This window comes from Ruegeria sp. CDSA033, assembly GCF_059612305.1.
Genome location: NZ_JBXWQI010000009.1, coordinates 21,987 through 36,783, shown reverse-complemented (window position 1 = coordinate 36,783; position 14,797 = coordinate 21,987). Strand labels below are relative to the sequence as shown.

Annotated in this window: 16 protein-coding genes; 4 read left to right on the top strand and 12 right to left on the bottom strand. The window is 58.0% G+C overall.

The window, feature by feature from the left end; translation table 11 throughout:
• Positions 1–4: 4 nt before the first annotated feature.
• Entirely contained in the window at positions 5–178 is a 174-nt protein-coding gene (locus tag AC2FLA_RS13070; RefSeq protein ID WP_200833260.1) for a hypothetical protein, read from the bottom strand.
• Positions 179–485: 307 nt separating this feature from the next.
• Between AC2FLA_RS13070 and AC2FLA_RS13065 the strand changes: the two genes are divergently transcribed.
• Together AC2FLA_RS13065 and AC2FLA_RS13060 are read left to right on the top strand one after the other, a co-directional pair.
• Positions 486–1,025, top strand: a complete 540-nt coding sequence (locus AC2FLA_RS13065; protein WP_058272309.1) for an adenine phosphoribosyltransferase — start codon at positions 486–488, stop codon at positions 1,023–1,025.
• A gap of 170 nt (positions 1,026–1,195) precedes the next feature.
• The gene (locus AC2FLA_RS13060; RefSeq protein ID WP_496722704.1) at positions 1,196–1,678 is read left to right on the top strand and encodes a fasciclin domain-containing protein; all 483 of its coding nucleotides are present in this window, start codon (positions 1,196–1,198) and stop codon (positions 1,676–1,678) included.
• Positions 1,679–1,712: 34 nt separating this feature from the next.
• Here the strand turns inward: AC2FLA_RS13060 and AC2FLA_RS13055 are convergent, their stop codons facing one another.
• The 11 genes from AC2FLA_RS13055 to coxB all read right to left on the bottom strand — a co-directional run bounded on the left by AC2FLA_RS13055 (position 1,713) and on the right by coxB (position 11,708).
• On the bottom strand, positions 1,713–3,128 hold the full coding sequence (locus AC2FLA_RS13055) for an FAD-binding oxidoreductase (protein ID WP_496722702.1): 1,416 nt from the start codon (positions 3,126–3,128) through the stop codon (positions 1,713–1,715).
• 38 nt (positions 3,129–3,166) lie between these two features.
• Positions 3,167–3,985 (bottom strand): MBL fold metallo-hydrolase, encoded by an 819-nt coding sequence (locus AC2FLA_RS13050; protein WP_496722701.1) that lies wholly within the window; start codon positions 3,983–3,985, stop codon positions 3,167–3,169.
• A gap of 123 nt (positions 3,986–4,108) precedes the next feature.
• Positions 4,109–4,693: a GNAT family N-acetyltransferase gene (locus tag AC2FLA_RS13045; protein WP_496722699.1), complete on the bottom strand. Its 585-nt coding sequence runs from the start codon at positions 4,691–4,693 to the stop codon at positions 4,109–4,111.
• Complete coding sequence (locus AC2FLA_RS13040; protein ID WP_496722697.1) at positions 4,693–5,955, bottom strand: M16 family metallopeptidase; 1,263 nt, start codon at positions 5,953–5,955, stop codon at positions 4,693–4,695. The genes AC2FLA_RS13045 and AC2FLA_RS13040 overlap by 1 nt, the downstream gene beginning before the upstream one ends.
• Positions 5,952–7,340, bottom strand: a complete 1,389-nt coding sequence (gene thrC, locus AC2FLA_RS13035; protein ID WP_496722695.1) for a threonine synthase — start codon at positions 7,338–7,340, stop codon at positions 5,952–5,954. The genes AC2FLA_RS13040 and thrC overlap by 4 nt, the downstream gene beginning before the upstream one ends.
• On the bottom strand, positions 7,337–8,014 hold the full coding sequence (locus AC2FLA_RS13030; RefSeq protein ID WP_496722694.1) for an SURF1 family protein: 678 nt from the start codon (positions 8,012–8,014) through the stop codon (positions 7,337–7,339). The genes thrC and AC2FLA_RS13030 overlap by 4 nt, the downstream gene beginning before the upstream one ends.
• 170 nt (positions 8,015–8,184) lie before the next feature.
• Positions 8,185–9,000: a cytochrome c oxidase subunit 3 gene (locus AC2FLA_RS13025; RefSeq protein ID WP_058272267.1), complete on the bottom strand. Its 816-nt coding sequence runs from the start codon at positions 8,998–9,000 to the stop codon at positions 8,185–8,187.
• Between the two features lie 22 nt (positions 9,001–9,022).
• Positions 9,023–9,598, bottom strand: coding sequence for a cytochrome c oxidase assembly protein (locus AC2FLA_RS13020; protein WP_496722692.1), 576 nt, complete (start codon positions 9,596–9,598; stop codon positions 9,023–9,025).
• Complete coding sequence (locus AC2FLA_RS13015; RefSeq protein ID WP_199528566.1) at positions 9,598–9,759, bottom strand: cytochrome c oxidase system small membrane protein; 162 nt, start codon at positions 9,757–9,759, stop codon at positions 9,598–9,600. The genes AC2FLA_RS13020 and AC2FLA_RS13015 overlap by 1 nt, the downstream gene beginning before the upstream one ends.
• Entirely contained in the window at positions 9,756–10,712 is a 957-nt protein-coding gene (gene cyoE, locus AC2FLA_RS13010; protein WP_496722691.1) for a heme o synthase, read from the bottom strand. The genes AC2FLA_RS13015 and cyoE overlap by 4 nt, the downstream gene beginning before the upstream one ends.
• A gap of 84 nt (positions 10,713–10,796) precedes the next feature.
• Positions 10,797–11,708 (bottom strand): cytochrome c oxidase subunit II, encoded by a 912-nt coding sequence (gene coxB, locus AC2FLA_RS13005; RefSeq protein ID WP_282153549.1) that lies wholly within the window; start codon positions 11,706–11,708, stop codon positions 10,797–10,799.
• A gap of 176 nt (positions 11,709–11,884) precedes the next feature.
• Between coxB and tldD the strand changes: the two genes are divergently transcribed.
• Entirely contained in the window at positions 11,885–13,306 is a 1,422-nt protein-coding gene (gene tldD, locus AC2FLA_RS13000) for a metalloprotease TldD (RefSeq protein ID WP_496722689.1), read from the top strand.
• A gap of 240 nt (positions 13,307–13,546) precedes the next feature.
• Complete coding sequence (dprA, locus tag AC2FLA_RS12995) at positions 13,547–14,680, top strand: DNA-processing protein DprA (RefSeq protein WP_496722687.1); 1,134 nt, start codon at positions 13,547–13,549, stop codon at positions 14,678–14,680.
• Positions 14,681–14,797: the final 117 nt, after the last annotated feature.

The following is a 14,797-nucleotide window of genomic DNA, read 5'->3' as shown; positions in this document are numbered from 1 at the left end:
GGGCTCAGCCCTCAGCGTGTTCCTTCATGAAACCGCGAATGAACCGCCGGATTTCTCGCGCGGCCGAAGTGTCCAACTCTTTGCAAAGCTGAACAAACTCGTCCCGTTCATCCTTGTCCAGCCGCAGGACCAACTGACTGTTTTTCTTCGTTGAAATCTTACTGTCTTTCGTTCCCACGCGTCCCGTTCCCATCAAATTCCCAGGCCTGTAAGATAGGCTTTGTATATACTTCGCATATAGTTTGTAATTCACGAGCACCTAACAACAAAAGAAGGTTATGGCAACGAACCTTCATGTCGCTCAGGCGATTTTTGAAAGATCAGGGCAAGTGGCACAATCCTTACCTGACGTGGATGCCCGATACACTGAACCGCGACTACGGCCAGTCGAAACGCCCCAAGTAAGGGGGCGGCAATCTTTCCTTGCATGACTCACACCAATGGGCCAAACAGCCCAGCGTGTTTTGACGCCAGAGGGGATGGCCATGTCCAGAAACAAGTCGGTCAAAGATTACATTCGGACCATCGTGGATTTCCCACATGAAGGGATCATGTTCCGGGACGTCACGACCCTGTTCGCGGATCCGCGCGGTTTCCGCATGGCGATTGATCAAATGCTGCACCCCTATGCCGGTGAGCGCATCGACAAGGTTGTTGGCCTTGAGGCGCGCGGCTTTATCCTGGGCGGCGCAATCGCGCACCAGCTAAGCGTCGGTTTCGTGCCCATCCGTAAAAAGGGCAAGCTGCCGGGAACCACGATCAGCCAGGACTACAAGCTGGAATACGGCGAGGCGATTGTCGAAATCCACGACGACGCCATCCAGCCGGGTGAAAAAATCCTTGTCGTCGATGATCTGCTGGCGACAGGTGGTACCGCTGCCGCGGGCATCAAACTGATCGAACGTTTGGGGGGCGAGATCGTCTCATGCTCGTTCATTATCGATCTGCCAGAGTTAGGCGGTCGCAAGGCATTGGAAGACATGGGGATGGATGTCCACGTCCTGTGCGAATTCGAAGGCCTCTGACGTCCCGTGCAATCACAAATTCGTGAGTGGAAACTTGGAACCGCGCTGGCTTAGCGCGGTTTTTTATTGGATCAACCCGAACTTATCGGCACAAACAGTGATCTCTTTTCAGTGATGCAGCGTACCCCGATTGATGCCACCAAGGGCATTCCAACCAGGGAAATCATACCATGTTTCGCAATCTCGCAATTGCCGGTGTCGCAAGCCTATTCGTCTCAACTGCGGCATATGCTGATGGCCATTCCAAAGATATTGTCGACACCGCCGTCGGCGCAGGCAGCTTTGAAACCCTCGTCGCAGCCGTTCAGGCCGCAGAACTGGTTGATACGCTGAAAGGCGAAGGTCCGTTCACCGTTTTTGCTCCCACGGATGAGGCGTTTGCCGCCCTTCCCGAAGGCACAGTCGAAACCCTTCTGAAGCCCGAGAACAAGGATCAGCTGGTTGCAATCCTGACCTATCATGTGGTGCCCGGAAAAGTGATGTCAGGCGATCTGTCCGATGACATGACGGCCGCGACCGTTCAGGGTGGAGAAATCAAGATCGATCTGGACAACGGCGTGATGGTCAACGACGCCAACGTTGTGCAGGCCGATATCGAGACGTCGAACGGCGTCATCCACGTGATTGATAAGGTTATTCTGCCTGGATCGTAATATCGGCGCGCGGCCCATGCGAAGTGGGTCGCGCCTACGTCTTTAGAACGGCCCCTGGATTCATGATCCCCTTTGGATCAAGGGCAGCTTTGATCGCACGCATCGCAGATAGCTTTACCGGATCGCCATAGCTCTCCAAATCATCCGTTTTCAAACGTCCTATGCCGTGCTCGGCGCTGATCGACCCACCGAACTCATGCACCAAATCATGCACCGCGCGCTTTACACTATGCCGTTGGGCATCATATTCCGCGCGGCTGTGCCCCTGCGGCGGAAACACGTTGTAGTGCAGATTACCGTCACCCAAATGCCCAAAGCAATTGATACGGAATGTCCCCAACGCCTTCACCACCTCGGACCCACGCTGGATGAACGCTGGGATATCCGAAATCGGGACCGAGATATCATGGCTTGAGACCGAACCGATCAACCGATTGGCCTCAGGTATCTGCTCACGTACGGCCCAAAACTCCAATCTTTGCGCTTCGCTTTGGGCTATGACCGCGTCACCTACAAGCCCGCGCGCCTCCGCTGTTTCGAACAGCGCCTCCAGTGCATTTGACGGTGACGCACCGCCAGAAAGGCCCAATTCAATAAGCACCATCCATTCGGGCTGGACGTCAAAGGGCTGGCGGATATCGGGCAAAACCTCGGACAGGAATTGCAGGCCTTGCTTGTGGATCAGCTCAAAGGTGCTGGCCCCCTCGCCCACCTGATCGCGTGCCAGCGCCAGCAATTCAATGGCAGCATCCGGAGAGGCCACCTGGAATATCGCGGTGCCGGTCTCGGCCGGACGCGGGTACAGCTTCAACGACGCGGCAGTGATGATCCCCAGCGTGCCTTCCGCCCCGATCAGAAGGTTACGCAGATCGTACCCAGTGTTGTCCTTGCGCAATCGGCTGAGGCCGTGCCAAATTTCACCATTCGGAAGAACTGCTTCCAACCCAAGACACAGGTCACGCGCATTGCCATAGCGCAATACATTGACCCCACCCGCATTCGTCGCGAGATTTCCACCGATCCGGCAAGACCCTTGCGCTGCCAATGCCAACGGGAACAATCGATCAGATTCTTCCGCAGCGGCCTGAACATCGGCCAGAATGGCACCGGCCTCGGCGATCAGAATGTTCTCGGTCGGATAAACCGCCCGGATGGCTGACATCCGCTCCAGCGAAACAAGCAACGGAGCCGGGCCGTCGGTCATCACCTGCCCGCCGACCAATCCGGTGCCGCCGCCATAAGGCACGACAGGAACCGAAGCATCCGAGGCGAGCCGAACGAGCGTCGAAACCTGTTCTACCGACTTCGGCAGCGCCAGAACGCCGACACGGCCTGCGAACCTGCGGCGCGGCTCTTCCAGGTATCGTTCCTCGACAGGGTGCAGAATATCATCGCCCAGCGCAGTGCGGATTGATTGAGCAAAATTGTCATCGGCAGGGTTTAGTTTCATACCCTTTCCTTGCCCAAGCCGCCGCATCCCCACAAGCCCTATTCCAGCTCAATGAGGTATTGAGGCTCAAGCACAACAACGGTCGGGCGATCAGGTAACGTGCGCAGAGACACGGTGATCTCGGAAACGCCTTTGCGCTCAACGGGGAAGTCGTTGCGAATATCGACCAGAAATCGGTCCAGTGAGAAACTGGAAAACCAGTGCATTGGAATGATGACAGAGCTTTTCAGCCGCTTCAAAACCGTGATCATTTCCGGCAGCGGCATCGTCGTTCCACCATCCACCGCAGCCATCACAACATCCAAACGCCCCAGGGCGGCAAATTGTTCATCCGATGGCACGTGGTGCAGATGACCTAGATGGCCTATGCACAACCCTTCAACCTCAAACACAAAGATCGAATTTCCGCGCTCTTCCACACCGCCATAAGAGGATCGGATATCGGTCGAGACATTGCGTATCAGCATCTCTCCCAGATCAAGATAGTGTTCGATCCCCTGCCCGAACTCGCCCCACCCCGGCAACACATTTGGGATGGCAGGATCCGGATGGGCGGTCCAATGGGTGCCGTGGGCATGGTTCATCGTCACCACGTCCGGGATCAGATCCGCGCTGCCGATGAAACCGGTGAAGTCCGTCACTGCGTTCAACCCGCCCTGCGTCTGGATCATAAACGACGCATGAGCAATATAGCTGATCCGAACCGAAAACTCCGGCACCGGATCCTGCCAGGCTGCTTTGTGAATGTATTCTATCCCCGGTGCGGCATCCGCTATGGCAATGCAATGGCTCGGCCGCCGCTCCTGCGCCACAGCCCCGCCTGCAATCATCATCAGCCCTACAACAATCCACCGCATGTCCGGATTGTAGCGCAAGCGCTCGCTAAGTCATGCCCCTTGTTCATCTGGCTAAAAATATCCCGGGGAAGACGCGGCTTGCCGCGGCGGGGGCAGAGCCCCCCAATGACACCGCAACGGCGCCTACCCTGCGTCCGTCTTTCCGCGCCGGTCCGACCGCAAACTGGCATACAGCACATGCGTCCGCCACCGCCCGTTGATCTGCAGGTACGACTGCGCTACGCCCTCGTATTTGAAACCCGAGCTTTCCAGCAACCCGCGCGATGGTTTGTTTTCCGGCAGGCACGCCGCCTCAATCCGGCTGAGATCCAACCGGGTAAAGGCGTGATGAACGACTGCACCGATGGCTTCGCGCATATAGCCCTGACGGGCAAAAGACTGGCCCGTCCAATATCCCAGTGTCCCTGCCTGCGCCGGGCCGCGGCGGACATTGTCCAGCGTGATTGCCCCCAACAGCACGTCATCCGTGCGGCGGAACAAAAACAGTGGGATCGCCGTTCCACCGGCCACGGAGCGCTGCGCCCAATAAACCCTGTTGGTAAAGGATTTACGGCTCAGGTGATCCTTGGCCCAGATCGGCTCCCACGGGGTTAGGTATTCCTGTGACGCGCGCCGTAGCGCCGCCCAGTCGTTAAAGTCGGAATGCGCGGGCGGGCGCAAGCTCAGGCGCTCGGTTTCAAGTTTCAGCTTGCGTCTGCCCAACAGCATCACGCCGCACGCCTCTCCTGCAATTGCGCCAGCGTGGGTGCGCCCGAGACAGGACCGTAAAGCGCCAGCGCAGCAGGGGCCTGCACTGCCATCTGTTCGGCGAATGCACGCACATCTTCGGTGGTGACGGCGTCGATCTTGGCCACAGCATCCTCAAGCGAGGGAACCCGGTCCCAGATCTGCACCAAACGCGCCAGACGTTCCGCCCGGTTCGACGGGCTTTCCAGCCCCATCAGCATACCGGCTTTCATCTGCGCGCGGGCGCGGGCAACCTCTTCGGCGCTCATGTCTTCGGCGGCGCGCTTCATCTCATCAATCGTTATGCTGGCCAGCTCTGCCACCTGATCCGCCGACGTTCCGGCGTAAATCGTCGTCGTGCCGGTATCGGCATAAGCTCCGGTCTGCGCAAAGATCGTGTAGCACAACCCGCGTGTTTCGCGCACTTCCTGGAACAGGCGAGAGGACATGCCTCCGCCCAGCGCAGTCGAATAAATCTGTGCGGTATAGATCGCATCGTCGCGATAGCCGGGGCTTTCCAGCGCCAGTGCGAAATGCGCCTGCTCCAGCTCTTTCTCCTGCCGCGCTTCGCCGCCAGTGAAACGGGCGGTTTCCGGGATCAGCCCCTTGCAGGGTTTAAGATGGCCAAACAACGCCTCAGCCGTTTTCATCAGCGCATCATGATCAACGGCACCAGCAGCAGAAAGGATCATCTGCTCAGGCCCGTAATGCTCGGCGACGAAACCGGAGAGATCCTCTCGGGAAAACGCGCTGACACGTTCGGTCGGGCCCAGAATGGTTCGACCCAGCGGTTGATCGTGATAGCTCTGCTCTTGCAACCAGTCAAAGATCACATCGTCGGGCGTGTCATAAGCCTGACCGATTTCCTGTAGGATCACACCGCGTTCAACTTCGATCTCACGCGGGTCGAAGATCGGGTTCAGAACAATGTCACCGATGACATCCATCGCCAGCGCCACATCGTCTTTGAGAACACGCGCGTAATAAGCCGTCACCTCGCGCGACGTGTAGGCGTTGATATACCCGCCCACGTCCTCAATCGCCTCGGCGATTTGCAAAGCTGAACGGCGCTTGGTTCCCTTAAAAGCCATATGCTCCAAGAAATGCGCAATACCGTTCTGTTCAATCCGCTCGTGCCGCCCACCGGCGGTCACCCAGATGCCGATGGCCGCCGATTGCAACCCCGGCATATGTTCACTGACGATACGAAATCCGTTCTTCAGTTGGTCTTGTCTGACAGTCACTCAGCGATATGCCTTCTGATATGATCCTCGAGAGTGCCCAGATCGTTGGCGATGCGGGTCACCCGTTCCGGACGTTCATATAGATCAGACATGCGGGATGGAAGAGGCGGATGCGCGCCGCTTGCCTTCTCGACCGCTGCCGGGAATTTTGCAGGGTGCGCGGTGGCCAGTGTGATCATCGGAACGTCAGCCGCGCGATGTTCTTCTGCAACCTTGATGCCCACGGCGGTATGCGGGCAAACCAGTTCCGCACTATGGGTCAGAGTGGACTTGATTGTCGCCAGCGTCTCTTCTTCAGAGACACGGTCCGAGTCAAAGCTCTCGCGCAGCGCTTCCATTGCGCCCTGGCTGACATTGAAGCCGCCGTTCTTCAATTCATCCATCAACTGCGCGACAGCCCCGCCATCCTCACCATAAGCATAGTATAGCGCACGCTCAAAGTTCGAACTGACCTGAATATCCATCGACGGGCTGATCGAGGGGATGGTGTCGCCCTTGAAGTACCCCTCGCCCGACAGGCAACGATGCAGAATGTCGTTCTGGTTGGTTGCGACAACCAGACGATCAATTGGCAGGCCCATGCGCTTGGCAAGGTAGCCCGCGAAGATGTCACCGAAATTGCCGGTCGGCACCGTAAAGCTGACCTTGCGATGCGGTGCGCCGAGGCTGACAGCAGCGGAGAAGTAGTAGACAATCTGCGCCAGAACACGGGCAAAGTTGATCGAATTCACGCCAGCCAGCTTCACGCCGTCGCGGAAGTCGAAATCGTTGAACATGTCCTTTAGCGCGGCCTGACAATCGTCAAAATCGCCGTCCACCGCCAACGCATGCACGTTGCGGTCCGCAGGTGTCGTCATCTGCCGACGCTGCACTTCCGAAACTCGGCCATGCGGGAACAGGATGAACACGTCCACGGCGTCGAGCCCCCGGAACGCTTCAATCGCAGCCGATCCTGTGTCACCGCTGGTCGCGCCAACGATGGTCACACGGTCGCCACGGCGCTTCAGCGCCACCTGAAACAGTTGACCGATCAGCTGCATGGCGAAGTCTTTGAAGGCCAAGGTCGGCCCGTGGAACAGCTCCAACAGGAAGTGGTTTTCGTTCAACTGCTTTAATGGCGCGCGGGCGTCATGGCCGAAGCCTTCGTAGGCGCGGCCGATGATCTCTTTGAACTCACTCTCACCGAAAGATCCGCTGACATAGGGCCACATCACCCGGAACGCGATTTCCTCAAACGGCAGTCCGGCCAGTGCCGCGATCTCATCCTGCGTCATCACCGGGATCTCGGCAGGCAGGTACAGACCACCGTCACGAGCCAATCCGGTCAGCATCGCCTCTTCAAACGTCAGTTCGGGCGCCTGCCCGCGGGTCGAGATGTATTTCATGTCGCGTCACTCTCAGAAGGGGCGCGGCTGCGCCACAGAAAATATCCGGTCATCGCGGCCCAGACCAAAGCCAGGCCAAACCATGTTATTGCATATTGCAAGTGATCATTCGGGATACCCGTCACCGAAACAGGCAAGGGTGTGATGTTGGGGTCGGTTTGCGACCGCGCGATTAGCAGTACTGGCTCAGCCCCAAGTGCGGCGGCCAGGTTCGGAACATCACGGGCAAACCATATATTGTCGTCAATATCCGGCTCAGGCGTGTAGCCGTCAATTTCGTCCGGCCAGTGCAGATTTCCAGTGATCACCATCGGGCCGTTCAGCCTTTGATCGTGCTTCGCGGTCACAGGAACAAAGCCCCGGTCCACAAGAATTGTCCGGTCATTTGTGCTGAAAGACTGGATGATGCGATAGCCCGCCCCAACCTGTTTGACCGAGACAAGAACGTGGATCTCGCCCGGCTCCATCTCGCCTGTAATCGTAACCGGCAGATACTTGTCAGCATCCCGCGACACGGTGTCAGGCAAATCAACCGGATCGGCTGAAATCCGATTTTCGATTTCGGCTAAAACGCCTTGTTTCCACGCCAACCGCTGCATTTGCCAGACACCCAGCGACACAAGGACCGCCAGACCGGCAATGCCAAAGATCATCAGAAAGAGAATGCGGCGCATGTCAGGACCAGGTTGTGTTGTTCGAAGGCTCTGCAAGAGCCGGCGTCTTGTTAAGGGCTGCAGCCGCAGAAAGGCAACCTTGCAATTGTATGGGGCGCAATCTTGCGCCCAGAATAGAGAAAAAGCCGCCCCGAAAGGGCGGCTTTTGCAATTTGTTCGCCCGTCTGGCGCTACATCAGTGGCGCTTGGCCCCAGATGTATACTGCGAAGAACAGGAACAGCCAGACAACGTCAACGAAGTGCCAGTACCAGGCAGCCGCCTCAAACCCGACGTGTTTCTCAGGCGTGAAGTCACCCTTAAGCGCCCGGATTAAGCATACCGACAGGAAGATGGTACCGATAAGAACGTGGAACCCATGAAAGCCGGTTGCCATGAAGAAGTTCGAATAGAACTGATCACCGCCGAATTTCCAGCCCTCATGCGCCAGCAGCTCATAGTATTCAAATGCCTGCAGACCGGTGAATGCGACGCCCAGAGCGATGCCGATGGCCAGCCCTTGCACCAGCGCCTTTCGATCATTGCCATGCACCAACGCGTGGTGCGCCCAGGTGATTGCACAGCCCGACAGCAGCAGGACCAGGGTGTTGATCAGCGGCAGGTGGAACGGGTCAACCGCATGAATGTCAGGCTGGATGTATTCGGTACCGGCATAGTCGTACATCGGGTACATGCGATGTTTGAAGAACGACCAGAACCAGGCAAAGAAGAACATCACCTCGGACATTACGAATAGGATGAAGCCATAGCGCAGGCCGATGCGGACAACCGGTGTGTGATCGCCCTGGCGGCTTTCGACCACAACCTCGGACCACCATGCGAACATGGTGTAAAGAACGGCCACCAGACCGGCCCAGAACATCCACGAGGTAACCCCGTGCATCCACAGGACGGCTCCGAACAGCATCACAAAGCCGCCGATCGCGCCGATCAGAGGCCAGATCGACGGGGCCAGAATGTGATAATCATGGTTTTTTGCGTGTGCCATCAGCGTCCCTCACCTACAGGCGTTAGTTCGTTGTTATATCAGCCTGCGCCTCAAGGGCGGCAACGCCCTCGGGCAGGTCAATTTCGTAGAATGTATACGACAGTGTAATCGTATGAACATACTTAGCTTCAAGATCCTCGACCATTTCAGGGTCGACGAAAAAGGTGACCGGCATCTCAACACGTTCACCGGGTTGCAGCACCTGCTCTTCAAAGCAGAAACAGGCGATTTTCTGAAAGAACCCGCCGGCCGAATACGGTGTCACGTTGTAGGACGCCTGCCCGGCAATGGGGCGGTCGGTCGGGTTGTAGGCCTCGTAAAAGGCCAGTCCGGTTTCGCCAATGCGCACTTCCATCTCGCGCGCGACCGGCTTGAATTCCCATGCCATGTCTTTCGCCTTCGAGGCGTCAAAGCGGATGGTAACCTTGCGGTCCAGAATGTCTTCGGGTGCAGTCGCGGCCACGCCAGTGGTTCCACCAAAACCGGTGACACGGCAGAACCAGTCATAAAACGGAACAGAAGCCCAGGCCAGGCTGCCCATGAGGACAACCACGCCAACGGTCTGCGCAACAGTTTTCTGGGGACCCGTCAACGCCATCAGTACTGAACTTCTTGCGTTGCCAGACTGAAATCCGTGCCCGAAACCTTGACGATCGTCAGGCCGAAGATGATCACGATAAAGGCAGCCAGCGTCAGACCGACCCCTAGGTTACGACTGAACCGGCGTTGGTGCAGTTCGTGGCTCTTACGCAGGCTCATGACCAACCTCCTAACCCATAGGGTTTCAGTAGTGCTTCGACCAGGATAGCACCGAAATGCAGGAACAGATACAGCAGCGACAGCTTGAAGAACGCGCGTTCGACCTTGAAATTGTCGGCCTCGGAATCATCCTCGTTGCGGCGCGAAATCTGCCACGCTCCGCGCAGGAACAGCGCGTTCAACACCACCGCGACAGTCAGGTAGATCGGACCGCCAATGCCCGAGAATGCGGTTCCAACAGCCAGTATGGCCAGCAGCCCGGTATATACCAGAATGTGCCAGCGCGTGGCGCGACGACCATGCGTGACGGTCAGCATCGGAACACCCGCATCGTCGTAATCCGAGCGCATGAACAGCGCCAGCGCCCAGAAATGCGGTGGGGTCCACATGAAGGTCAGGGCAAACATCAGCCACGGCTCGATGGACATAGACCCCGTTGCGGCAACCCAGCCGATGACCGGCGGGAATGCCCCGGCCGCGCCGCCGATCACGATGTTCTGCGGCGTCGAGCGTTTCAGCCACATCGTATAGACGACAACGTAGAAAAAGATCGTGAAGGCCAGGAAAGCGCCAGCAAACCAGTTGGTCGCCAGACCCAGCATAATAACGGACAGCCCCGACAGGGCCAGCCCGATTGCCATCGCCTCACCCTCCTGGACTTTGCCGGAGGGGATCGGGCGGCCTTTGGTCCGCTTCATCACGCGGTCGATATCGGCGTCCCACCACATGTTCAAAGCGCCGGATGCGCCGCCGCCAATGGCGATGAACAGGATGGCGCAAAAGCCCACGAATGGATGAACAGGAACCGGTGCCGCAAGAAGGCCGACCAAAGCGGTGAACACGACCAGCGACATCACGCGCGGCTTCAGCAAGGCAAAGAAATCACCAAAGCTGGCCTCATCCGCGTGGGATTGGGCGCTCACTGTGCTGGCATTGATGCTTGCGTCGCTCATTTCCGGTCCTTCTGGGGCGAAAGCTGCGCGAAAAACGCGCAGCCTGCGTTACTCTTGGCGCGAGCGTTTAGCTCGCGCGGGTCATCACTTCGATGCAACCTGATAGGTTGCCGGTTGACCTGCATATTCTTCCAGTGCGCCTTGCAGCCACTGCTCATATGCTTCTTCGCTGACCACTTTGACGGTGATTGGCATGTAAGCGTGGTCCTTGCCGCACAGTTCGGAACATTGACCGAAATAGATGCCTTCTTTCTCGGCTTCGAACCACAGCTCGGCCAGTCGACCTGGAACACCGTCCTGCTTTACGCCAAAGGACGGGATGGTCCACGAATGGATCACGTCCGAAGCGGTAACCTGCATGACGATGACCTTGCCAACCGGAACGACAACGGCGGTATCGGTGGCCAGCAGCCATTCGTCATCGCTGTAGCCCGCATCCGCCAGTTTGGCACGCATCGCATCGTTCAGAACAAATGGGGTTACGTCAGCATCGGCCGGGCGTGCGCCTTCGTCCAGTGTGGCCGGGTGGCCCAGCAGATAGCTGTCAAAGGCGAAATCGTGATCAACGTATTCGTAGGTCCAGTACCACTGGTTCCCAACGACTTTGATGGTGATGTCGCCTTCGGGGATTTCCTGCTGATTGAACAGAACCGGCAGCGAGAAGGCACCGATAAAGACCAGAATCAGGATCGGGCCAAGGGTCCAGGCGATCTCAACCGGGGTGTAGTGCGAGAATCGCGCCGGTTCAGGGTTGTTACGCGAATTGTAGCGAATGATGCAGTAGATCAGCAGACCCGCAACAAACAGGCAGATCGCGGTGATGATCACCAGAATCATATCATCCAGCCGGTGAATCCCCGAGGCCAGACTGGTGGCCGCGGGCTGGAACCCAAGGCCGCCATCAACCGGCTTACCAATAATCTCAAGCTCCTGAGCCATTGCGGGAAGGCTGGAGAGGGCTGTCATCAACCCCGAAAGCATCAAAGCATTCTTCATTTTCTGTCCTGATCGTCTGATCTTTGCTTCTCTGGCGAAAAGGTGTGAATCAGTCGCACCTCTCCCGTTGTCTTTGGCCGCGTTAAAAACCATATTCCGTCGGGTAGATAAAGCAAAATGCTTGCGTCAAACAGACGCTATTTTTGATCTGGATCAAACTCGGAAGGTCCCAACAGATGTCCAACGACCCGTTTCGCCCATTTGATAGCGCTATTCCGCATGACGAGGCGCTTGCGGTTTTGCGATCCGCCACCTGTGGGGCAGAAGACGGAGAGCTGTTTGTCGAACGGCGAAAATCCGAGGCTTTGGTCTTTGACGACGGGCGCTTGAAGACAGCATCTTATGACGCATCCGAAGGGTTTGGCCTGCGGGCGGTGCAGGGCGAAGTTGCTGGGTATGCGCATTCCACCGACGTCTCAATTCCGGCGCTGAAGCGGGCAGCCGAGACCGCGCGCCTGGCTGTTGGCGACGGTGGCGGCACGCTGGCCGACGGTCCCCGCGCCACCAATACCCGCCTTTATACGGACGAAGACCCGATTGAATCCGCTGATTTCCCGGTCAAGATCGAAACGCTGCGCGAGATCGACACCTATGCCCGCGACATGGATCCCCGCGTCGTGCAGGTTAGCGCGACAATCGCCGCAGCCGTGCAAGAAGTCGAGATTTTGCGCCCGGACGGCGTACTGATGCGAGACGTGCGGCCAATGACCCGCCTCAATATCTCGGTCATCGTCGAACAGAACGGTCGCCGCGAAAGTGGCTCGGCCGGGGGTGGCGGGCGCGTTGGGCTCGACGGCCTGATCGATCCGTCGGATTGGCAGGACAAAGCGCGCGAGGCGTTGCGGATCGCCTTGGTCAATCTCGACGCGATCCCGGCCCCTGCCGGCGTGATGGAGGTCGCGCTTGGCCCCGGTTGGCCGGGCATCCTGTTGCACGAAGCAATCGGACACGGTTTGGAGGGGGATTTCAACCGCAAGGGAAGCTCGGCCTTTGCCGGTTTGATGGGACAGCAGATCGCATCCAAAGGCGTGACCGTTGTTGATGACGGCACGATACCGGATCGTCGCGGCTCGATCTCTTTGGACGACGAAGGCACACCCAGTTCGCGCACGGTTCTAATCGAAGATGGCGTCCTGACCGGCTATATGCAGGATCGTCAGAACGCGCGCCTGATGGGCGTGGCCCCCACCGGAAACGGGCGGCGGCAAAGCTATGCGCACAAACCCATGCCGCGGATGACGAACACGGTGATGCTGGGGGGCAGCGCCGATCCGGCCTCTTTGGTTGCGGACATCAAGGACGGTATCTGGGCCGTTGGTTTCGGCGGCGGTCAGGTGGATATCACCAACGGCAAATTCGTGTTTTCGTGCACCGAGGCGTACCGCGTGGAAAACGGTAAGATCGGGGCACCCGTCAAAGGCGCGACCCTGATCGGCGATGGCCCATCCGCCCTTAAACGCATACGGGGATTGGGCAACGACATGGCGCTGGATCCGGGCATGGGCACCTGTGGCAAAGACGGCCAGTGGGTGCCGGTCGGCGTTGGCCAGCCTACCGTTCTGATGGATGGCCTGACGGTCGGCGGATCGGCCGCATAACCGGGAATCGCTTGGCGGGCAATCGAGAGCGCAGGGTTAACACTGCGCTTTCAGTCCGCCTGCGCCTTAACATCCTGTCAGGCGACCGCGTTGAAGGTAGTTATTTTTATCTCATACATTTCAACGCACTAGATAACTCTGAATTATAAGCGCCGAAAATTATCCGGATAATTTGAAGAGATTCACAAGCTGTTAACCCCGGCAATCGTAAACCAGTTCTGCAATCAGGCGGAGCATCGGATGACCGAAGAGCAGCATTCTTCCTATCACCCCACACTCCCACCCACCACGGAAGAGGATCGGTTTTCCTGGCTTCGTCTGTTGCGCTCTCGCAAGGTTGGTCCGGCGACGTTTCGTCGGTTGCTGCGGGAACATGGCTCGGCGCAGAACGCGCTGGCCGCGCTGCCGGAAATGGCACGCGCTGCCGGAATTGATGGGTATGAAGTTTGCCCCCCCGGCGTGATTGAGGCGGAACTCAAGGCCGCAAAAGCCGCGAACGCGCACCTTTTGTGCCTTGGCTCCGCCGATTATCCAGATGCCTTGAACGATCTATCCGACGCCCCGCCGATGCTTTGGGCGATTGGAGATAATTCTCTGCTGCAGCGCCGGTCGATTGCACTGGTCGGCGCGCGGAATTGTTCGTCCCTGGGGGCGCGGATGGCGCGGGGGCTTGCCACAGATCTCGGCAAGCAAGGCTATGTCGTTGCGTCCGGCCTGGCACGCGGCATTGATACAGCGGCACATATGGCTGCGCTTGAAACGGGCACCGTCGCAGTGATGGCAGGCGGCGTGGATGTCGTCTACCCCACCGAAAACACTGTTTTGGCGGAAAAGATTGGCCAAACCGGATTGCGTGTCTCCGAACAGCCTATGGGCGTCACACCGCAGGCCCGGCACTTCCCGCGCAGAAACAGGATTATATCAGGTCTGGCGCAGGCGGTTGTCGTCGTCGAAGCTGCCGCAAAATCCGGCAGTCTGATTACTGCGCGGGACGCCTTGGATCAGGGGCGCGAGGTTCTGGCCGTACCCGGGCACCCTTTCGATGCACGCGCTGCCGGGTGCAACATGCTGATCCGGGACGGCGCGATATTGGTGCGAGCCGCCGAAGACGTCATTGAGGCGCTTCCGAAACGGGCACTTACAGGTCAGATCGAGACCCCCGCCGTGCCCGACGTTGTAGCCAAACCGGTGATCGCAGGGGCCGCGTTACATCGTGAAATCCTGTCGCGATTGGGCCCCTCGCCAATTGCCGAAGATCAGTTGATCCGCGACATTGCCGCAACGGCCGAAGAAATCGGGCCCGCATTGATTGATCTGGAACTCGAGGGACAGATCCAGCGGCAGCCCGGCGGCCTCCTGTCGCTGTCAGCATAATCTTCATCGCTGAGGCCTGGTTTCTGCCCAAGTCCTTTTTATGCACAGGTTACGTGGTTGAAATTACCACATAATTCCTGTGTTCAAAGGAACGCATTGACAATTCGCCCTTGCCCT

Excerpts from the sequence above, each read along its gene's own strand:
- dprA (WP_496722687.1), top strand. The coding sequence starts at position 13,547 with ATGACCGAAGAGCAGCATTCTTCCTATCACCCCACACTCCCACCCACC.
- AC2FLA_RS13030 (WP_496722694.1), bottom strand. The coding sequence starts at position 8,014 with ATGCGCCGCATTCTCTTTCTGATGATCTTTGGCATTGCCGGTCTGGCG.
- cyoE (WP_496722691.1), bottom strand. The coding sequence starts at position 10,712 with ATGAGCGACGCAAGCATCAATGCCAGCACAGTGAGCGCCCAATCCCAC.
- AC2FLA_RS13020 (WP_496722692.1), bottom strand. The coding sequence starts at position 9,598 with ATGGCGTTGACGGGTCCCCAGAAAACTGTTGCGCAGACCGTTGGCGTG.
- tldD (WP_496722689.1), top strand. The coding sequence starts at position 11,885 with ATGTCCAACGACCCGTTTCGCCCATTTGATAGCGCTATTCCGCATGAC.
- AC2FLA_RS13025 (WP_058272267.1), bottom strand. The coding sequence starts at position 9,000 with ATGGCACACGCAAAAAACCATGATTATCACATTCTGGCCCCGTCGATC.
- AC2FLA_RS13065 (WP_058272309.1), top strand. The coding sequence starts at position 486 with ATGTCCAGAAACAAGTCGGTCAAAGATTACATTCGGACCATCGTGGAT.
- AC2FLA_RS13060 (WP_496722704.1), top strand. The coding sequence starts at position 1,196 with ATGTTTCGCAATCTCGCAATTGCCGGTGTCGCAAGCCTATTCGTCTCA.
- AC2FLA_RS13055 (WP_496722702.1), bottom strand. The coding sequence starts at position 3,128 with ATGAAACTAAACCCTGCCGATGACAATTTTGCTCAATCAATCCGCACT.
- thrC (WP_496722695.1), bottom strand. The coding sequence starts at position 7,340 with ATGAAATACATCTCGACCCGCGGGCAGGCGCCCGAACTGACGTTTGAA.
- AC2FLA_RS13015 (WP_199528566.1), bottom strand. The coding sequence starts at position 9,759 with ATGAGCCTGCGTAAGAGCCACGAACTGCACCAACGCCGGTTCAGTCGT.
- AC2FLA_RS13045 (WP_496722699.1), bottom strand. The coding sequence starts at position 4,693 with ATGCTGTTGGGCAGACGCAAGCTGAAACTTGAAACCGAGCGCCTGAGC.
- AC2FLA_RS13050 (WP_496722701.1), bottom strand. The coding sequence starts at position 3,985 with ATGCGGTGGATTGTTGTAGGGCTGATGATGATTGCAGGCGGGGCTGTG.
- coxB (WP_282153549.1), bottom strand. The coding sequence starts at position 11,708 with ATGAAGAATGCTTTGATGCTTTCGGGGTTGATGACAGCCCTCTCCAGC.